The organism is Mycobacterium sp. OTB74, from assembly GCF_029892685.1.
Taxonomy (GTDB): domain Bacteria; phylum Actinomycetota; class Actinomycetes; order Mycobacteriales; family Mycobacteriaceae; genus Mycobacterium.
In genome coordinates, this window is the sequence record NZ_JARXVD010000003.1 from 17,187 (window position 1) to 35,111 (window position 17,925).

The following is a 17,925-nucleotide window of genomic DNA, read 5'->3' on the forward strand; positions in this document are numbered from 1 at the left end:
GCGACGGCTGTGAATGGCCCCCTCCCTACGACTAGACCATCACTCCCGGCTTGTACGGCTGCAGCGGGCGCTGCCGCACGAACGTCGGCCACCAGAACCACGGACCCAGCAGGCGGACCAGGCATGGCACGATGAACGAGCGCACCACCAGGGTGTCGAGCAGCAGGCCGATGCACACCGTCGAACCCATCTGGCCGATGGTCCTCAGATCGCTGGAGAGCATGGCCAACATGGTGAACGCGAACACCAACCCGGCTGACGTCACCACGCCACCGGTACTGCCCAGCGCGCGGATCAGCCCGGTGTTCAGGCCGGCGTCCAACTCTTCTTTGAGGCGGGCCACCAGCAGCAGGTTGTAGTCCGAGCCGACGGCCACCAACACAATGAAGGTCAGCGGCAAAATCAACCAGTGCAGGTGCAGACCGATCAGGTGCTGCCAGATGAGTACCGACAAGCCGAACGCCCCGGCGTACGAGAATGCCACCGTCCCTGGAATCACCAAGGCCGCCACCAGAGAACGCGTGATCACCATCATGATCAGGAAGATCAGCACGAAGGCCGCGATCGCGGCGATCATCAGGTCGTTCTTGGCGTAGGTCTGGATGTCCCGATTGTTGGACCCTGACCCACCGATGTAGATCTTCGATCCGGCCAGCGAGGTTTCCTTCAGCGCAATCTTGATGGCGTCTGGGAACTGCTTGACGTGCTCGATGCCTTCGGGCCCCATGGCGTTGCCTTCGTGGGTGACGATGAACCGCGCGGCATGGCCGTCTGGCGACATCATCAGTGCCATACCGGTTTTGATGTCGTCGTTGTCGAAGGCCTCACGCGGGATGTAGAAGAAGTCATCACTGCGCGACGCATCGAAGTCATTACCGACGTTGATCATGTCGTCGAACGTCTGGTCGGTGTTCTTGTTCTGAATGTCCGTGGGGCCGTAGTTGTTCACGATCAAAGCCAGCAGGCTCTGATTGTCGGCCACGGTTTGTCTGAGCAAGGCCACCATCTGTGGCATCAGACTGTCCACCACCTGCAGGGAGCCGACCGCGTTCTTGATGTCGGCGGCTAGGTCATCGACCTTGTCGATCACTTCGAACAGGGACCGGAATGACCAGCACACGGGGATGTCGTAGCAGTGTGGTTCCCAATAGAAGTACGCACGGAGCGGGCGCATGAAGTCATCGAGATTGGCGACGGCGTCGCGCATGTCTTCGGTGACCTGCTGCATGTCTTCCAAGGTCAGCACCGTGGAGTGCAACTCGTCGGCCAACTTCTGGGTCAGGTCGGCCGTCTTCTCCAGCACCTGGATGCTGTGCGCAGTGATCTTGGCCTGCTTCTCGGTGTTGGCGTTGTTGTGCTCACTGAAGGGAAGCTGTTGACCGTTTCCGCCACCTTGGGTGGTGAAAAGGTAAGGGACGGAAGCGTGTTCGAGGGCCCGGCCCATAGGTCGGGTGATGTTCTGCACCATGGCCACGCCGGGCAGTCGGATCAATGCCTTGGCCACGCGGTCCAGTGAGATGAAGTCCGCCGAGTTACGCATGTCGTGATCGGACTCGACCATCAGCATTTCGCTGAACAGCTTGCTCCGCGGGAAATGCCGGTCGGCAGCTTGGAAACCCAGGTTGGCTGGGGCATTCGGTGGCTGATACGTACGGTCGTCGTAGCTGACCTGGTAGGTCGGCACGAACACCGCACCGACCGACACAATGGCGACACTGGCCACCAGAATCGGCACCGGCCAGCGTACGACGGCGGTGCCGATGCGTCGGTACAGAGTGGCCCTGACCGCTTGCTTCGGGTCGAACAACCCGAACAGGCTGCCGGCGCTGAGCAGTGCCGGACCGATGGTCAGTGCGCCGCAGATTGTCAGCAGCATGCTGACCGCCACGGCCGGTCCCATGGTGTGGAAGTAGTTCAGTCGGGCGAAGGTCAGGCATGCGCAGGCACCGGCGATGGTCAGACCGGAGCCGATGATGACATGCGAAACACCTTTGTACGCGGTGTAATACGCGTCCTCACGACTCTCGCCGTTCAACCGGGCCTCGTGATATCGGCCGATCAGGAATATGCCGTAGTCGGTGCCGGCGCCTAGGGTCAGTGAGATGACCATGTTGGCTGCGAAGGACGACAACGGGATCACTCCGTAGTGTCCGAGGGCCGCGATGACTCCCTTGGCGGCCAGCATCAGGATCAGCACGTCGAACAGTGGCACCAGCATGTTGGTGACGGAGCGATACACCATCAGCAGCATGAAGATGATCAGGAAGATGGTGGCGATGGTGATGTTGTTCAGGCTGGAGTTCGCCACCAGCAGAGTGTCAGCGGCCAATGGGGCTGCTCCGCTGACGTAAACCTTCAGTCCTGCAGGGGGATTGGAGGTGTCGACGATGTGCCGAACCGCGTTGACCGAATCGTTGGCCTGCATCTGGCCGATGTCACCGGCTAGTCGCAGGAGCACGTACGAGGCCTTGCCGTCCAGACTCTGCGCGCCAGCCGCGGTGATCGGCTTGCCCCAGGTGTCCATGACGTACTGCACGTGTTCGGTATCGGCCTTGAGCGTGCGCACCAGGCCGTTGTAATAATCGCGATCCTGTTCGGAGAGGCCCCGGTCGGCTTCCAATACCAGCATGGTCAGGCTGGTCGAAGTGGACTCGTGGAACACATGGCCGATGGTCAGCATCGCTACCTGGGACGGCGCATACGTCGGAACCATCGGACCGGCGAGTTCCTCGGCGACGTCTTCGATCTTCGGCACAAAGGTATTGGTGACCACCGCCAGCAAGGCCCAGACGATAATGATCGGGACAGCCAGGTAGCGAACGGTTCTGGCGAAGAAGGGGCGCTTGGTCGTGCCGTGAGCGGGGCGAACGATCGGGGCGGTAGTGGGCTCACTCATGCGGACTTCACCCGGCAGGTGACGTCGGCATCGCCGTGCTCGTCTGACTGTTCGTCGCGCACAACGTCATTGACCTTCATCCGGCAACCGACACTACCGCCGTGCACCTGCACTGAGATGCTGCCGGAGACCACGGTGAGGGTGGTGGTTTCGGTGTGCGACCACGGCAGTTCGCTCAGATCGACCGAGTGCGGGTGGCCGCTGATATCGACGTAGGACAGGATGCCTCCAGAACCGACAGTGCCGAACACCTCGTAGGTGAGCGTTTTGGGGGTGAACTCTGGCGGGGCCTGTGGCGGGTTGACGGATAGGACCGGTCCCGGTTCGGAGAACTCGTGAACTTTCCACATGCACAGCACACCGACGCCGATCGCAATGAGCGCGACCACTGGCATCCAGGCTCGTGCCAGGATTTTTCTGCCAGTAGAGGGAGAGCTCACTCGATCACCTTTCGATATGCGGACCCTGTATATCAACTAGGTTGAGATGGTGCGGCGTAAACACTATCAGCCATCCCGCGCTGCCGCGGTTTGAGGCAACGAGGTGCGGTAAAGGGTGAGGTAAATACACTCAGCTAACTCGCAGGTTTCACTAGGGAAACCTGCGACAGCCGTTTTTTGAGTTTGACCGTCCGGAAAATCTGGGCCATGACATTGATGGACGACAGCATGGCGATGACCCCCAGGAACGTGCGCTCCGACGGGGTGGAGCCGTGTAGTTGTTCCAGGCTGCCGAGGACGTAGAAGCAGCCGAGGGAAAAGATCGCTGCCGGCATGCTGAACGCCATGAGCGTCCGCTGGTTGTTGATCGTTTGGGTGGCGAAGGCCAGCTCTTCCTCGGTCATCGGTTCGCCTTTGCGGACCTTCCCCAGCACCGTCTGCTTCGCTCGGATGCCTTCGGCGACGGGCAGCTGCGGCTGATTCCGAAGGCGCCGAAGGTAGAAGAACACGACGGCGCCGAACACCAACAACGCGATGACGGCGAGGTCTGCCAGGTCGCCGAACAGGTGCCAGTCGGTGCCGAGAAAATTCCACCCCATGCGTCGCTCCTTCGCGCTAGCGTCCGTGCCGAGTGCTTCTCGAGACGCCAACTAGCTAACTGGCTTCCAGACCCCTGTGTCAATCCAGTTGATACCCGACGGAGAATCGAGCTGAATTAGCCTATCGCACAGTGATCTAGGTAACACTTGCATTGAGGAGGCGTTCGAGATGCCACGAGATCAGCTCGTTCATACCGTCAAGGGCCCGGTTTCCGTTGCCGACCTCGGTGCCACTCTCATGCACGAGCACGTCTTCGTCCTAGGCGACGAGATTCGGCAGAATTACCCCGACTATCCGTCTCCGTGGGACGAGGAGACCCGGGTCGCCGACGCGATAGCCCAACTGCGCCAATGTAAGTCGCGCGGAATCGACACCATCGTCGACCCCACGGTGATCGGGCTGGGCCGCTATCTGCCTCGCATCCAACGGATCAATCAGCAGGTCGACATCAACATCGTTGTCGCCACTGGGATCTACACGTACAACGACGTGCCTTTCCAGTTTCACCGCACTGGGCCCGGTCTGCGGTTCGACTATCCCGAACCCATGGTTGAACTGTTCACGCGTGATATCCGTGAGGGCATTGCCGACACCGGGGTCAAGGCCGCCTTCCTCAAGTGCGCCATTGAGCACCAGGGTCTGACGCCCGGCGTGGAGCGGGTGATGCGGGCGGTGGGACAAACACATGTCGACACCGGCGCACCGATCACGGTACACACCGACGTGCACAGCAAGTCCGGGCTGGTCGCGCAGCGGGTGCTCGGCGAGGAAGGCGTGGATTTGACCAAGGTGGTGATCGGGCACTCCGGAGACAGCACCGATCTCGAGTATCTGTGCGCACTTGCCGATGCTGGTTCCTATCTGGGCATGGATCGGTTCGGACTGGATGTGTTGTTGCCGTTCGAGCAACGAGTCGACACCGTGGCCGAGCTGGCGCGACGGGGCTACGCGGAGAAGATGGTGTTGTCCCATGACGCATCGTGTTTCATCGACTGGTTCTCGCATGAGGGCAAGCTGGTTGGTATGCCCAACTGGAACTTCACCCACATCAGCGACGACGTGTTGCCTGCACTACGCGAATGTGGTGTCACCGATGAGCAGATCACCACCATGCTGGTGGACAACCCGCGGCGGTACTTCTCCGGAGAACTCAGGTGAAGGTGCTGCTGATCTCTGACACCCACGTACCCAAACGAGCGCGCGACCTGCCGGCCCAGGTTTGGAATGCCGTGGCGCACGCCGACGTGGTGCTACATGCCGGTGACTGGGTGGATGTTGCACTGCTCGACGAACTGGAACGGCGGGCCGAGCGGCTGGTCGCCTGCTGGGGCAACAACGACGGAGCGGACCTGCGGGCCAGGTTGCCCGAGCGGGCCGACGTCACGCTCGGTGGGGTGCGATTCACCGTTACCCATGAGACCGGTGCTGCGGCCGGCCGCGACGCTCGGATGGCGCAGTTGTACCACGACACCGACGTTCTGGTGTTCGGGCACAGTCACATTCCGTGGGACAGCACCGCAGCGAGCGGCCTGCGGTTACTCAATCCAGGCTCGCCCACCGACCGTCGACGTCAACCGAACTGTACTTACATGATGGCGACGGTTGACGGTGGAGTGCTTTCTGACGTGGTGTTGCACGAGCTCTGACTTCGGCTAGCCCGAACGCTTGCCGACGTAGACGCCCTCGGGTCGGAAGCGAAGCATCGGCTCTTCGTACTCCTCGAGGGCGTGCGCGACCCAGCCGGCGATGCGTGCGATGCCGAAGATGGCCTCGGGTGCGTCGGCCGGCATCCGGAACTGCAACGCCATGGCGGCCAGCGCCATATCGGAGTTGATGAGTCTGGCCTTGGTGCCGGTGATCGTCGCCCCGATGATGTCTACGGCGGCCCGGACGCGATCACCACCGCCGGCGGTTTCCAGCAGTCCAAGTAGCGCCACTGCGCGTGGGTCGTGATCGCGGTAGACCCGATGCCCGGCACCTGGAATACGCTCTCCAGCGCGGAGGCTCTCGGCCACTGCGCGCTCCGGATCATCAAGGGCACCTAGGAGATAACGATAGGCGGCAGTGGCCGCGCCACCGTGCAGTGGGCCGTCGAGGGCGGCCAGGCCCGCGGCGACAACTGAGTAGACGCCGGCTCGAGCGCTGGCGGCAACACGTACTGCGACGGTGCTGGCCGCCAGGTCATGATCGGCCAGCAGGACCAGTGCGGCATTGAGGGCTGCCACGCGACGGTGTGTTGGGGCAAGTGGAGAAAGCTTGGGCCACAGCTGCTTTGCGTACGATCCCTCTTCCGGTGCAACGGTTTTCGCCGCCGGCGGCAAGGCGGTGGCAACGGCTTGCAGGATCTGCATGGCCTTGATGGCTACCTCCGGCCGCGTTTGTTGGTACCGCAACCGGTCTGCTGCCCCGGCCAGGTCGACTGCGATGCGGACTGTGTCCAGGAGGGTGGCATTGGCCGGCAGCATGGCATTCAGTCGCGCGGCGGTGTCAGCCCCGATAGGCGAAGGCTGTTGTGGGGCATCGTGATCCCACAACAATCGAGCTACGTCCAGGAAGTCGGTTGACACCAGCTCGGTGGCCAGCTGTCCGCGGTAACGCAATTCGTCGCCGGACAGTGAGGTGATCTGGGTTCGGATCCGTTCCACCACGCCGGCCGGTGGGCGCGACCGAACGCCCTCTCGGGTCAAGGATTCCACCTCGTTGACCGAGAACAGGCTGCCGCGAACTCCCGCGATCCGGACGCTGGTCAACCGGCCGCGGCTGACGTAGGCGTACACCGACTCGGGTTTGACTCCAAGCACCTTCGCCACTTGGGCGGTGGTCAGGTAGTCGTGCCCGTCGTGTTCGATGGCCGTCGGCCATCGGCGGGTGTGACGTCCGGGTGGTGTCATGGCAGCCTCGGTTGCATATTGATCGAATCAACATTGACGATAGTCAATGTTCGGCCGAATGTGGTTGTACTGCTGAAAGATAGGAGCTGAGGTCAATGGCTGACACACTGATAGAAGCCGCACCGGGACTGGCCAACATCGTGGCCGCCGACACTGCGATCGGTGACGTCCGTGGAGACGAGGGCTTCTACCACTACGGGCCCTATTCGGCCGTCGAGCTGGCCACCAGCCGCAGCTTCGAGGAGGTGTGGTTCCTTTTCCTGTACGGCCGGCTGCCGTCGGCCGCTGAGGCCGCCGAATTCGCCGCGCACGCCGCCAGCCTGCGCGATATCCCGGCTGATGTCACCGCGATGCTGCGTATGGTCGCACTGGCCGGCGCTGAGGAGCACCCGTTGGCCGGCCTGCGCACGGTGTTGTCGGCGGTGGCTGCGGCCACTGACCTGCGGCCGGTCTGGGATACCGATGAGGACGCCCGGCGTCGTGACGCGTTACGCCTGGCGGCCATGACGCCGACCATCCTGGCTGCGCTGCACCGCATCCGAGAAGGGCTGGACCCGGTCGAACCTGATCCTAAGATGCCCGCCGCGGCCAACTGGTTGTACCTGCTGACCGGACGTCGACCCGCAGCCGAGCACGCCCGAGCGATCGAGCAGTACCTGATCAGCACCATCGACCACGGATTCAACGCATCGACGTTCACCGCCCGAGTGGTCGCGTCGACCGGTGCGGATGTGGCTTCAGCCATCTGCGCTGCGCTGGGCTCGTTCTCCGGGCCCCTGCACGGCGGTGCGCCCGACCGTGCCCTCGATGCGTTGGACGCTATCGGTGATCCGGCCCATGCGTCGGACTGGGCGAATGCTGCACTGGATCGTGGGGAACGGATCATGGGCTTCGGCCACGCGGTTTACCGCACTGCCGACCCGCGGGCCGAGCTGCTCAAGTCCATCGCGGTCGGGCTCGGTGGCGGGTTGGCCGACCGCGCAGTGCGGGTCGAGCGAGACGTGACCGCGGTGCTTGCGCAGCGGCGACATGACCGCGAACTGCGCGCCAACGTGGAGTTCTACGCCGGCGTCGTGATGGAACTGTGTGGAGTCCCGCGCAGCATGTTCACCCCGACCTTCGCGGTCAGTCGCGTGGTGGGGTGGTCGGCGCACATCCTGGAGCAGGCCCGCGGCCGCAAGATCATCCGGCCCAGGGCGCGGTACGTTGGACCTGAGCCGATGCGCCCAGCCACCTGAACTGACTACTTTGGTTGGCATGGAGCAGAAGCCGCCCACCGCCCGCATCGCCGCTGCCAACCGTAGTCACACCGAAACGCTGCCGTTCGGTGACACTCGAGATTTCGCCGATGCCGATCGGGGATTCATCGGAGCCCTGGAGCCCTGCGTCATCACCGCTGCCGACGGAAGAGTCGTGTGGGACAACGATTCTTACAGCTTCCTGAACGGCGAAGCGCCAGACAGCGTGCACCCCAGCCTGTGGCGACAGTCGCAACTGTGCACCAAGCAGGGCCTGTACGAGGTGGTCGAGGGCATCTACCAGGTGCGTGGCCTGGACCTGTCCAACATCAGCTTCGTCGAAGGCGACACCGGCATCATCGTCATCGATCCACTGATCTCCACCGAGACCGCCGCTGCCGCGCTGGCGCTCTACCGTGCGCACCGGGGTGATCGCGAGGTCAGGGCGGTCATTTACACCCACAGCCACGTCGACCATTTCGGTGGCGTGCTCGGGGTGACATCACAGGACGAGGTCGATGCCGGCAAGGTCGCGGTCATCGCGCCCGAGGGCTTCACCGAGCACGCGGTGCAGGAGAACGTCTATGCCGGAACCGCGATGGCCCGCCGAGCCGGATACATGTACGGGGCTGCGTTGCCGCGCAGTCCGCAGGGCCAGGTCGGCTGCGGTCTGGGGCAGGTCGGGTCCACTGGCGAGGTAGCGCTGATCGTGCCGACCGTCGACATCACGACCACCGGTGAAAAGCACACCATCGACGGGATCGAGATCGAGTTCCAGATGGCGCCCGGCACCGAGGCGCCGGCCGAAATGCACTTCTATTTCCCGCAATTCCGCGCGCTGTGCATGGCCGAGAACGCCACCCACAACCTGCACAATCTCCTGACCCTGCGCGGTGCGTTGGTCCGCGACCCGCACGGCTGGGCGGGTTACCTGACCGAGGCGATCGACACCTTCGCCGACCGCGCCGACGTGGTCTTCGCGTCCCACCACTGGCCCAACTGGGGACACGACAACATTGTCGAATACCTTTCCCTGCAACGAGATCTGTACGCCTACCTGCACGACCAGACGCTGCGTCAACTCAATCAGGGCTACACCGGCATCGAGATCGCCGAGACCTTCCAGATGCCGCCTGCGCTGGAGAAGGCCTGGCACACCCACGGCTACTACGGGTCGGTCAGCCACAACGTCAAGGCGGTCTACCAGCGCTACATGGGCTGGTTCGACGGCAACCCGGCCCGGCTCTGGCAGCATCCGCCGGAAGCCGCGTCGCCCCGCTATGTCGCGGCGATGGGTGGTATTGACCGGGTCGTCGAGTTGGCACGGTCCGCATTCGATGAGGGTGACTTCCGCTGGGCGGCAACCTTGTTGGACCATGTGATCTTCACCGATGAGCACCACGGCGCGGCCCGCGATCTCTACGCAGACACGCTGGAACAATTGGCCTATGGAGCCGAGAACGCGGTGTGGCGCAACTTCTTCCTCTCCGGCGCTGCCGAGCTTCGGGATGGCAACTTCGGCACGCCGACCAAGGCCGCGCCGACCATGCTGGCGCAGCTCACCCCGGACCAGATGTTCGACGCCCTTGCCATCAACGTCAATGGACCGCGGGCCTGGGATCTGAACCTTGCCATCGACGTGATGTTTGCCGATGTCGCCACCAATTACCGGGTGAGCCTGCGCAACGGGGTCCTGGTGCACCGTAAGGTGCCGGCCGACTCGCAGACCGCACAGGCCACCGTCACGCTGGCGAACAAGTTGCGGCTGTTGGCCTTTGCGGCCGGCGACACCACCTCGCCCGGAGTGGAGGTTACCGGCGACGCAACAGCGCTCCCGGCGCTGCTGGGCGTGATCGACAGGCCAGACCCGGCCTTCAACATCATTACGCCCTAGCCCCGGGAGCACCGCCGCGACCTCACGCCGTAGTCGGTACCCAGTTGCCGTGGAAACCCGTGGGTATCCGGTGCGGAATCTTGATGCTCGCGACGTCTTGCAGGGTGTGGGCATCGATAATCGCCAGGTCGCTGCGGTCGGTCGTTTCGTCGTACACGTAGCCCATCAGCACCCCGTCGTCTTCGGCCGCGCTCGGCGATGACGGGTGGAACACGAACTCGCCCAATTTCTTTCCGGTGCCGAACGAGCGTGTCTCGGTGCCGCCGCCGATCAGATCGTGCTTGAGCAGCGTGCTGCTACCGCCGAGGCCTTCGCCGACCGAAGCTGCGTAGCCGTAGCGATGCCGCTTGCCGGTCAGTCGCTCGTCGACTCGGGGGAACTCCTGGGGGTGGTCGTCGAATCGTTCCTCGCGGACCTTGCCGGCGGACAGGTCGACGGTCCAACGTTCCAGGGTGGGCGGCCCCTCGTTCGGGCCCGAGTAGTCGGTGTCGAACATCTTGGGGTGCCGCACCACGTCCAGGACGATGCTGTCGTCGTCGGCGTCGTAGGCGTTCATCGGGTGGAATACGTAGCAGGGCTCGACGTCGAACCAGCGCACGTCGGAGTTGCCGCCGTCGCGCGGCATGACGCCGATTCGGGCCGGGTACTTGGGGTTCCACGAGTACGGAAAGCGGCGGTCTCTCGGATTGAAGCTCGGTTGGCGGGCCATGATGGGGTCGGGAATCTTGACCCGGCCGATCAACGAGGACAACAGAAGTCGAGCGGGTAACCGCAACGCGCGGGGTACCGCCATCTCGGTGATTATGCCCGCATCGAAGCTCACGGGCAGGTCGTAGAAGATCACGTGTCGCTCGGTCAGCGAGAAGTCGTGCATCATCGGGCTGCCGTGCACCTCGATGTCGACGGTCCGGCGCGCCCTGCCGTCGGTGCCGATCACCGAGTACTGCACGGTGTTGCCGCGCGTGAAGCTGTACGAAACCGCATGCAGCTCACCGGTTTCCGGGTCGCGCTTGGGGTGGGCGGTGTAGCCGCCTGACAACGTACCGTCGAAATCGCAGACGCCGACCGTGTCGAGCTCCTCGGTCAGTTCGTAGTTGGTCCCGCCGCCCTCGACCAGCGCCAGCGTCTTGCCGGCGTGCCCGAGCACATTGGTGTTGGCGCCGATGCCGAAGCCGCTGAAATGTCCTGACGGGGGAGTCTCTCCGAGTGCGGCGGCGGCGTAAGGCCCGCGCACCCAGCGATTTCGGTACCACTCGGCCTTGCCGTCGCGGATACGGATGCCGTGCACCATGCCATCGCCGAAGAACCAGTGGTACAGCTCGGGGTCGACCTCGCCGACCGGGTTCGGCCCGTTGCGCAGATATCGACCGTCGAGATAGTCCGGGATGGTGCCCGTGACGCTCAGGTCGGTCAGGGTGTATTCCTCGTGAATCGGCGCGAATGCGCCTTCGAGATAGCGGTTGGTCATTGCAGAACCTCTCCATAACAGTGTTATTGGCCGCGGTTATTGGTATAACACTGTTATGGCAGGTGTGCAATAGTGGGCGACGAAATTCGCCGGCAGTTAATCGAGGCCGGGATGGGGATCCTGGAACGCGACGGTCTTCAGGCGCTCAGCGTGCGCAAGCTCGCCGCCGAAGTCGGCACCTCGACCATGGTGGTCTACACCCACTTCGGCTCGATGAACGGCGTAGTCGACGCCCTTGCGAGTGAGATTTTCGCTCATTTCGGCGAAGCCCTGGCCGGCGTGCCGATCACCGATGATCCGGTGGCCGACTTCATCTCGATGGGCCTTGCATATCATCGGTTCGCAATGGCCAATCCCCATCGGTATCAACTGATGTTTGGGACAGCAGCTCCCGCATTGTTACTCAGTCGCCGAGCCGATCTGACGGTGACCGGACGACCCACCTCCAACGACGCCTGGGGTCACTCATTCGACGTTCTGCGCGGCGCGGTGCGGCGAATGGTCGAGGCGGAACGCATCCGCGCCGACGACGAGGCGGCCATAGCAGGGCGGCTGTGGAGCATCAGCCACGGTGCAGTAATGCTTGAAATGGCAGGATTTTTCGGCCACCAAGGACATGGAATGCTGGAGATACTCGGTCCGCTGACGGTCGATGTGCTCGTGGGGATGGGTGACTCCCGGGAGCGGGCCGATCAGTCGATGGCAGCCGTGCTCAGTACGTTCGGCTAGGCGAATCCGCCGTCGGCTCGCAGGATCGAGCCGGTGGTGAAGCTGGACGCGTCAGACATCAAAAACAGTGCAGCGCCGATGATTTCGTGAGGCTCACCGGCCCGTTGCAAGGGCAGCGAGCTGAACGGATTCCCCGTTCCGAAGTCCCAGGCCTTGCTGATGTCGGTCAGATACGGCCCGGCCATCAGGGTGTTGACCCGCACTGTCGGCCCGAACGCTTTGGCGAAACCTTCTGTCAGCACATTCAATCCGGCCTTGGCCGCGGCATAGGGCAGCATGTGTTCGTCCGGACGCAGCGACCCCGACGAACTGACATTGATGATCGATCCGCCGCCGTCGGCCACCATGCGCTCACCGACCAACGCCGATAACCGGAAGGGGCCTTTGAAGTTCAGGTTCACCACCGAGTCGAACAATTTCTCCGAGACGTTGCCCAGCCCGTCGTACAGCGGCGACATTCCCGCGTTGTTCACCAACACGTCGACCTTGCCGAACCGGTCGTACGCAGCGCCCACCAGCGGATCCAACTGATCCCAGCGCCCGACGTGCACTTGGTGCGCCAACACCGCCCGCCCGGTCGCCTGCACGATCTCAGCAGCGGTGGCCTCGCAGGACTCCAGGTTGCGGCTGGCGATGATGACGTCGGCACCGCACCGCGCGGCGGCGAAGGCCATCTCCCGACCCAGTCCGCGGCTGCCTCCAGTGATCAGAACAACGCGGTCGGTGAGGTCGAACAGTTCGTCGGCGTAACCCATTGGCGACTCCTTTGGCGCTAGCAAGTGCTCAGGGCCCTATGGTGGCACGGTGCAACTGCTCTTGATCCGCCACGCCCTCCCACTGCGCAGCGAGCCCGGTGAGGGTTCTGACCCCAATCTGTCCGAGGAGGGCGTCGAGCAGGCCAAGCGCCTGCCAGATGCGCTCAAGCGGTTTCCGATCAGCCGGTTGGTCTCCAGCCCGCAGAGACGCGCCGTGCAGACCGCCCAGCCGGTCGCTGACACACTCGGTCTGCCGATCGAGATCGATGACCGGCTGGCCGAGTACGACCGCGACATGGCGCAGTACATCCCGATCGAGCAGGTCGCCGCGGAGAAGCCCGAGGAGCTGGCCCGGCTGATGGAGGGCCACCTGCCCAGTGGCGTCGACGAGGCAGCGTTCCTGGCCCGCATCACCGAGGCGATCACCGACCTGGCCGGCGAAGGCGACAACGATTCCACCGTCGCAATCTTCAGCCATGGCGGCGTGATCAACGGCCTGCTACACGACATCCTGCCCACCCAGCGCTTGCTGTCGTTCCAGGTTGACTACGCCGGCATCACCCGGCTGCTGTCGTCGGCCCGCACCGGCAGGCTGGCCGTGGCAAGCGTCAACTGCGTCGAACACGTATGGGACCTACTGCCCAGAAATCAGCGCTGGTAGACAGACTGGGCCAGGCGAGCGAAGCGACGGGAGATTTGCTTTGGCGAGCGAAGCGACGGGAGATTTGCCTTGGCGAGCGAAGCGACGGGAGACATACAAATGAGCAACCTCGATGGCCTGGACCTGACTGCCCTTGACGCGCACCTGCGCGAGATCGGGGTGGCGCGCTTGGGTGAGTTGCGTGCCGAACTGGTGGCCGGCGGCCGCTCGAACCTGACATTCCTGGTGTTCGACGACGCCTCCAAGTGGGTGCTGCGACGGCCGCCGCTACACGGCCTGACACCGTCAGCGCATGACATGGCCCGGGAGTACAAAGTCGTTGCGGCCCTTGAAGGTACGGCCGTTCCGGTGGCGCACCCGGTAACCATGCGCAATGACGATTCGGTACTCGGTGCGCCGTTTCAGATGGTCGATTTCGTGCCCGGCCGGGTGGTCCGGTACTCGTCGGAGCTAGACGCGCTGGGTGATCAGCAGACCATCGACGCCTGTGTGGATGCGCTGATCAAGGTCTTGGCCGACCTGCATGCGTTGGACCCGGAGGCGGTTGGGCTGGGTGACTTCGGCAAGGCGAACGGGTATCTGGAGCGGCAGGTGCGGCGCTGGGGCTCGCAGTGGGATTTGGTGCGGTTGGAGGATGACGCGCGCGATGCCGACGTGCGGCGTTTGCACGGCCTATTGACGGAAAAGCTGCCGCCGCAGAGTCGTAGCGCGATCGTGCATGGTGACTATCGGATCGACAACACCATGCTCGACGCCGTGGATGCCACCAAAGTCCGGGCGGTACTGGACTGGGAGATGTCGACGCTCGGCGACCCGCTGTCCGACGCCGCGCTGATGTGCGTATACCGGCATCCGATGTTCGGCATGGTGCACGCCGACGCCGCCTGGGCCTCCGACAAGATCCCGCCGATGGACGAACTGGCCCAGAAGTATTCGGCAGCCGCTGGGCAACCGCTGGATCATTGGCAGTTCTATCTGGCGCTGGCGTACTTCAAGCTGGCGATCATTGCGGCCGGTATCGACTTCCGGGCCCGGATGGCGGCCGGCTCGCAGAGCCATGACGACCCGGTCGGTAAGGCCGTCGCGCCATTGATTGCCGAGGGTCTCGCCGTCCTGTCCTAACGTCCAGGGGAGAGCGCCCCCTAGCGCGGCCGGAAAACTACCGGCCGGCTTTGAGATTCTTGCGGGCTGCCAGACGCAACTGCAGGAGTCGGACGCTGGCGACGCCGAAGGTCAGCAGACCACCGGCGACCGCGCCGAGGAGGATGGCGACTCCCAGTTGCGTACGCCACTGCCAGGTGAACAACCGAATCGGCACTTCGTCGCCGTTCTGGATGATGAACACCAGCAGCAGGACGAGCACGAGGAATCCCACGATCAGCGCTGTCCACAGCGCCGCAGTTCGGGTGAACTTGACCGCCGATTCCGGTGTCTCGCGTGAGTGTTTGGCTGTCTCAGCGGGAGGCTTGGCCGCAGCCTTGCTGTCCGGCTTGCCGGCCGGCTTGCTGTCCGATTTGCTATCGCCGGGCGCCGACCCCGACGGGTCGGGTGCTGTTGTGGGGTCGCTGCTCATAGTGACTATCTTGACGGCAACAGCTACCGGATGTCACGAACTGCGCCAACAAATTCAGAAGCGCGTTAGGGTCTGGAAAGCCGAGACGTCGAAAGGACGTTGGCATGAAACCCCTGTGCCGTTGGATTCTGGGGCTCGCAGTGGTCCTGTTACTGGCCGGATGCGGCAGCGCCAACCCGCTTGGTGGCGGTGCGGCCAATGGCGATCTCAAGTCGATCGTGGTGGGCTCGGCGGATTTCCCGGAATCCAAGATCATCGCCGAAATCTATGCACAGGTGTTGGAGGCCAACGGTTTTACTGTCGGGCGGCAGTTCGGCATCGGCAGTCGTGAGACGTATGTACCTGCGGTCAAAGACCATTCGATTGACCTGATCCCCGAGTACACCGGCAACCTGCTGCAATATTTCGACCCGAAGACCAAGGCCACCGTCCCTGCCGAGGTCGAATTGGCTTTGCACCGCGCCCTTCCCGGCGATTTGTCGATCCTGACCCCGTCGCCGGCCGAGGACGCCGACACTGTCGCGGTGTCGGAGCAGACGGCCCGCAAGTGGAACCTGAAGACAATTGGTGATCTGGCGCGCCATTCGTCAGAGGTGAAATTCGGCGGGCCGTCAGAGTTCCTGAAGCGTACTGAGGGGCTACCGGGACTTAAGACGAACTACGGTCTCGATATCCCGCCGGCCAACTTCATCGCCATCAGTGACGGCGGGGGACCGGCGACAGTGCGTGCGCTGGTTGATGGAACTGTCACCGCCGCAAATATTTTCAGTACCTCTCCGGCTATCCCACAGAATCACCTGGTGGTGCTCGAGGATCCGAAGCACAACTTCCTGGCCGCGAATGTGGTGCCGCTTGTTTCGTCGCAGAAAAAATCTGATCAGCTCAAAACGGTGCTCGACGCGGTCAATGCGAAGCTAACCACCGCGGCGTTGATTGACATGAACATCGCGGTGTCCGGAAACGGTGGTCTCGATGTCGATCAGGCGGCCCGGAAATGGGTGCAGGAAAACGGATTCGATAAAGCGTTGGGGGGCCGATGATCAGCTTCGACAACGTCAGCAAGCGTTATGAAGACGGTACGGTCGCAGTGGACGGCCTGAGTCTGGAGATCTCCGAAGGTGCACTGTCGGTGTTCGTCGGGCCATCGGGGTGTGGCAAGACCACGTCCATGCGCATGATCAACCGGATGATCGAACCCACCTCGGGCACACTGACGGTCAACGGATCTGATGTGGCCACCGTCGACCCGGTCAAGCTGCGCCTGGGCATCGGTTACGTGCTGCAGAGTGCGGGACTGATGCCACATCTGAAAGTGGTGGACAACGTCGCCACTGTCCCGGTGCTCAAGGGCGAATCACGCCGCAACGCAAGGAAAATTGCACTCGGAATGCTGGAGCGCGTCGGGCTGGACGTGAAGCTGGCCAACAGGTACCCGGCGCAACTGTCCGGCGGGCAGCAACAGCGAGTGGGCGTGGCGCGGGCACTGGCCGCCGACCCGCCGATCCTGCTGATGGACGAACCATTCAGCGCGGTCGACCCCGTGGTACGCGAGGAACTGCAGGCCGAAATCCTGCGCCTGCAAGCGGATCTGCGCAAGACCATCGTATTCGTCACCCATGACATCGATGAGGCGGTCAAGCTGGGGGACAAGGTTGCGGTATTTGGCCGCGGCGGTGTTCTGCAGCAGTACGCTGCGCCGCAGCGGCTGTTGTCCAACCCGGCAAATGAATTCGTCGCCGGCTTCATCGGCGCCGACCGCGGCTATCGCGGGCTGCAGTTCCTGGACGCCCGCGGGTTGGTGCTGCGAGATATTCGCACGGTCAACGAAGCCGCGATCAATGCACTGGATCTCGCTGACGGGCAATGGGCTTTGGTACTGAGCGACGACGGGACCCCCTACGCCTGGATCAACGACGACGGCGTCGGGTTGCACCGCGCTGGAAAATCGTTGTACGACAGCAGTATCGCTGGAGGGTCGTTGTTCAGACCGCCAGGAACGCTGCGACTGGCGCTGGATTCGGCACTGTCCTCGCCGGCCGGGTTGGGCGTTGCCGTCGATGAACACGACCAGGTGATCGGCGGGGTAGCCATCGCCGATGTGATGGCGATGATCAAGAGTCGCAAAGGCACCTGAGTGCGATATCTGCTGACCCACCTGGACACCGCGTGGCTGTTGACGCAGATTCACCTGCGCCTGGCGTTAGTGCCGTTGTTCTTGGGCGTGCTGATCGCTGTGCCCGTGGGCGCATTCATCCACCGTCGGCCCCGGCTGCGCCGCCCCACCGCGGTGGTCGCCAGCATAATTTTCACCATTCCGTCGCTGGCACTGTTCGTGGTGCTACCGCTGATCATCCCGACCCGGATTCTCGACGAGGCCAACGTGGTCGTGGCGCTGACGCTCTACACCGTCGCGCTGTTGGTCAGGGCCGTGCCTGAAGCCCTTGACGCGGTCCCCGCGGAGGTACTTGAATCCGCCACCGCTGTCGGCTACCGGCCGCGCACCAGAATGCTGAAAGTGGAACTGCCCCTGGCTATTCCGGTGCTTACTGCGAACCTGCGGGTAGTCGCCGTCACCAACATCTCCATGGTGGCGGTCGGCTCGGTGATCGGCATTGGGGGCCTGGGGACCTGGTTCACCGAGGGATATCAGGCCGACAAGAGCGAGCAGATCATCGCCGGCATCATCGCGGTCTTCGTCCTGGCCATCGTCATCGACCTGCTGATCCTGGCCGCCGGATGGCTGGCCACTCCGTGGACCCGAGCCAAGGTGGCGGCATGAG

The 17,925-nt window shown here is 63.3% G+C and carries 17 protein-coding genes; 10 read left to right on the top strand and 7 right to left on the bottom strand.

All coding sequences use genetic code 11. The features are described from left to right. Nucleotides 1-31: 31 nt before the first annotated feature. The 3 genes from M2432_RS05590 to M2432_RS05600 form a co-directional block, all read right to left on the bottom strand. On the bottom strand, nucleotides 32-2,896 hold the full coding sequence (locus M2432_RS05590; protein WP_280825786.1) for an RND family transporter: 2,865 nt from the start codon (nucleotides 2,894-2,896) through the stop codon (nucleotides 32-34). Continuing rightward, nucleotides 2,893-3,291, bottom strand: a complete 399-nt coding sequence (locus M2432_RS05595) for an MmpS family transport accessory protein (protein ID WP_280826154.1) — start codon at nucleotides 3,289-3,291, stop codon at nucleotides 2,893-2,895. The genes M2432_RS05590 and M2432_RS05595 overlap by 4 nt, the downstream gene beginning before the upstream one ends. A 179-nt stretch (nucleotides 3,292-3,470) precedes the next feature. Next, nucleotides 3,471-3,935, bottom strand: a complete 465-nt coding sequence (locus M2432_RS05600; protein WP_280825787.1) for a hypothetical protein — start codon at nucleotides 3,933-3,935, stop codon at nucleotides 3,471-3,473. Nucleotides 3,936-4,104: 169 nt separating this feature from the next. Between M2432_RS05600 and M2432_RS05605 the strand changes: the two genes are divergently transcribed. Both M2432_RS05605 and M2432_RS05610 read left to right on the top strand, forming a co-directional pair. After that, nucleotides 4,105-5,094 carry a phosphotriesterase-related protein gene (locus tag M2432_RS05605; protein WP_280825788.1) on the top strand — a complete coding sequence of 330 codons (990 nt, stop codon included), beginning with the start codon at nucleotides 4,105-4,107 and terminating at the stop codon, nucleotides 5,092-5,094. Next, nucleotides 5,091-5,582 (top strand): metallophosphoesterase, encoded by a 492-nt coding sequence (locus M2432_RS05610; protein WP_280825789.1) that lies wholly within the window; start codon nucleotides 5,091-5,093, stop codon nucleotides 5,580-5,582. The genes M2432_RS05605 and M2432_RS05610 overlap by 4 nt, the downstream gene beginning before the upstream one ends. Before the next feature lie 6 nt (nucleotides 5,583-5,588). Here the strand turns inward: M2432_RS05610 and M2432_RS05615 are convergent, their stop codons facing one another. Then, the gene (locus M2432_RS05615) at nucleotides 5,589-6,827 is read right to left on the bottom strand and encodes a citrate synthase (RefSeq protein ID WP_280825790.1); all 1,239 of its coding nucleotides are present in this window, start codon (nucleotides 6,825-6,827) and stop codon (nucleotides 5,589-5,591) included. Nucleotides 6,828-6,922: 95 nt separating this feature from the next. On the opposite strand from M2432_RS05615, the gene M2432_RS05620 reads away from it, so the two are divergent. After that, nucleotides 6,923-8,065 carry a citrate/2-methylcitrate synthase gene (locus tag M2432_RS05620; protein ID WP_280825791.1) on the top strand — a complete coding sequence of 381 codons (1,143 nt, stop codon included), beginning with the start codon at nucleotides 6,923-6,925 and terminating at the stop codon, nucleotides 8,063-8,065. Nucleotides 8,066-8,084: 19 nt separating this feature from the next. Continuing rightward, a complete protein-coding gene (locus M2432_RS05625; RefSeq protein WP_280825792.1) occupies nucleotides 8,085-9,959 on the top strand; it encodes an alkyl sulfatase dimerization domain-containing protein in 1,875 nt (624 codons plus the stop codon). A gap of 22 nt (nucleotides 9,960-9,981) precedes the next feature. Here the strand turns inward: M2432_RS05625 and M2432_RS05630 are convergent, their stop codons facing one another. Continuing rightward, nucleotides 9,982-11,427, bottom strand: a complete 1,446-nt coding sequence (locus tag M2432_RS05630) for a carotenoid oxygenase family protein (protein WP_280825793.1) — start codon at nucleotides 11,425-11,427, stop codon at nucleotides 9,982-9,984. Between the two features lie 72 nt (nucleotides 11,428-11,499). Here M2432_RS05630 and M2432_RS05635 point away from each other — a divergent pair, with 72 nt between their 5' ends. Further along, nucleotides 11,500-12,156: a WHG domain-containing protein gene (locus M2432_RS05635; RefSeq protein WP_280825794.1), complete on the top strand. Its 657-nt coding sequence runs from the start codon at nucleotides 11,500-11,502 to the stop codon at nucleotides 12,154-12,156. Here the strand turns inward: M2432_RS05635 and M2432_RS05640 are convergent. Beyond that, nucleotides 12,153-12,911 (bottom strand): SDR family oxidoreductase, encoded by a 759-nt coding sequence (locus M2432_RS05640; RefSeq protein ID WP_280825795.1) that lies wholly within the window; start codon nucleotides 12,909-12,911, stop codon nucleotides 12,153-12,155. The two genes, M2432_RS05635 and M2432_RS05640, sit on opposite strands and share 4 nt — an antisense overlap. A 49-nt stretch (nucleotides 12,912-12,960) precedes the next feature. Between M2432_RS05640 and M2432_RS05645 the strand changes: the two genes are divergently transcribed. Further along, complete coding sequence (locus M2432_RS05645) at nucleotides 12,961-13,572, top strand: histidine phosphatase family protein (protein ID WP_280825796.1); 612 nt, start codon at nucleotides 12,961-12,963, stop codon at nucleotides 13,570-13,572. Nucleotides 13,573-13,671: 99 nt separating this feature from the next. After that, nucleotides 13,672-14,694 (top strand): phosphotransferase family protein, encoded by a 1,023-nt coding sequence (locus M2432_RS05650; protein ID WP_280825797.1) that lies wholly within the window; start codon nucleotides 13,672-13,674, stop codon nucleotides 14,692-14,694. A 37-nt stretch (nucleotides 14,695-14,731) separates the two neighbouring features. On the opposite strand, the gene M2432_RS05655 is transcribed toward M2432_RS05650, so the two are convergent. Then, a complete protein-coding gene (locus M2432_RS05655; RefSeq protein WP_280825798.1) occupies nucleotides 14,732-15,145 on the bottom strand; it encodes a lipopolysaccharide assembly protein LapA domain-containing protein in 414 nt (137 codons plus the stop codon). Nucleotides 15,146-15,249: 104 nt separating this feature from the next. Between M2432_RS05655 and M2432_RS05660 the strand changes: the two genes are divergently transcribed. The 3 genes from M2432_RS05660 to M2432_RS05670 are packed head-to-tail and all read left to right on the top strand — an operon-like array spanning nucleotide 15,250 to nucleotide 17,924. Beyond that, nucleotides 15,250-16,185, top strand: a complete 936-nt coding sequence (locus M2432_RS05660) for an ABC transporter substrate-binding protein (protein WP_280825799.1) — start codon at nucleotides 15,250-15,252, stop codon at nucleotides 16,183-16,185. Beyond that, the gene (locus M2432_RS05665; protein ID WP_280825800.1) at nucleotides 16,182-17,279 is read left to right on the top strand and encodes an ATP-binding cassette domain-containing protein; all 1,098 of its coding nucleotides are present in this window, start codon (nucleotides 16,182-16,184) and stop codon (nucleotides 17,277-17,279) included. Before M2432_RS05660 ends, M2432_RS05665 begins: the two co-directional genes overlap by 4 nt. Next, nucleotides 17,280-17,924 carry an ABC transporter permease gene (locus M2432_RS05670; protein WP_280825801.1) on the top strand — a complete coding sequence of 215 codons (645 nt, stop codon included), beginning with the start codon at nucleotides 17,280-17,282 and terminating at the stop codon, nucleotides 17,922-17,924. Nucleotide 17,925 lies beyond the last annotated feature (1 nt).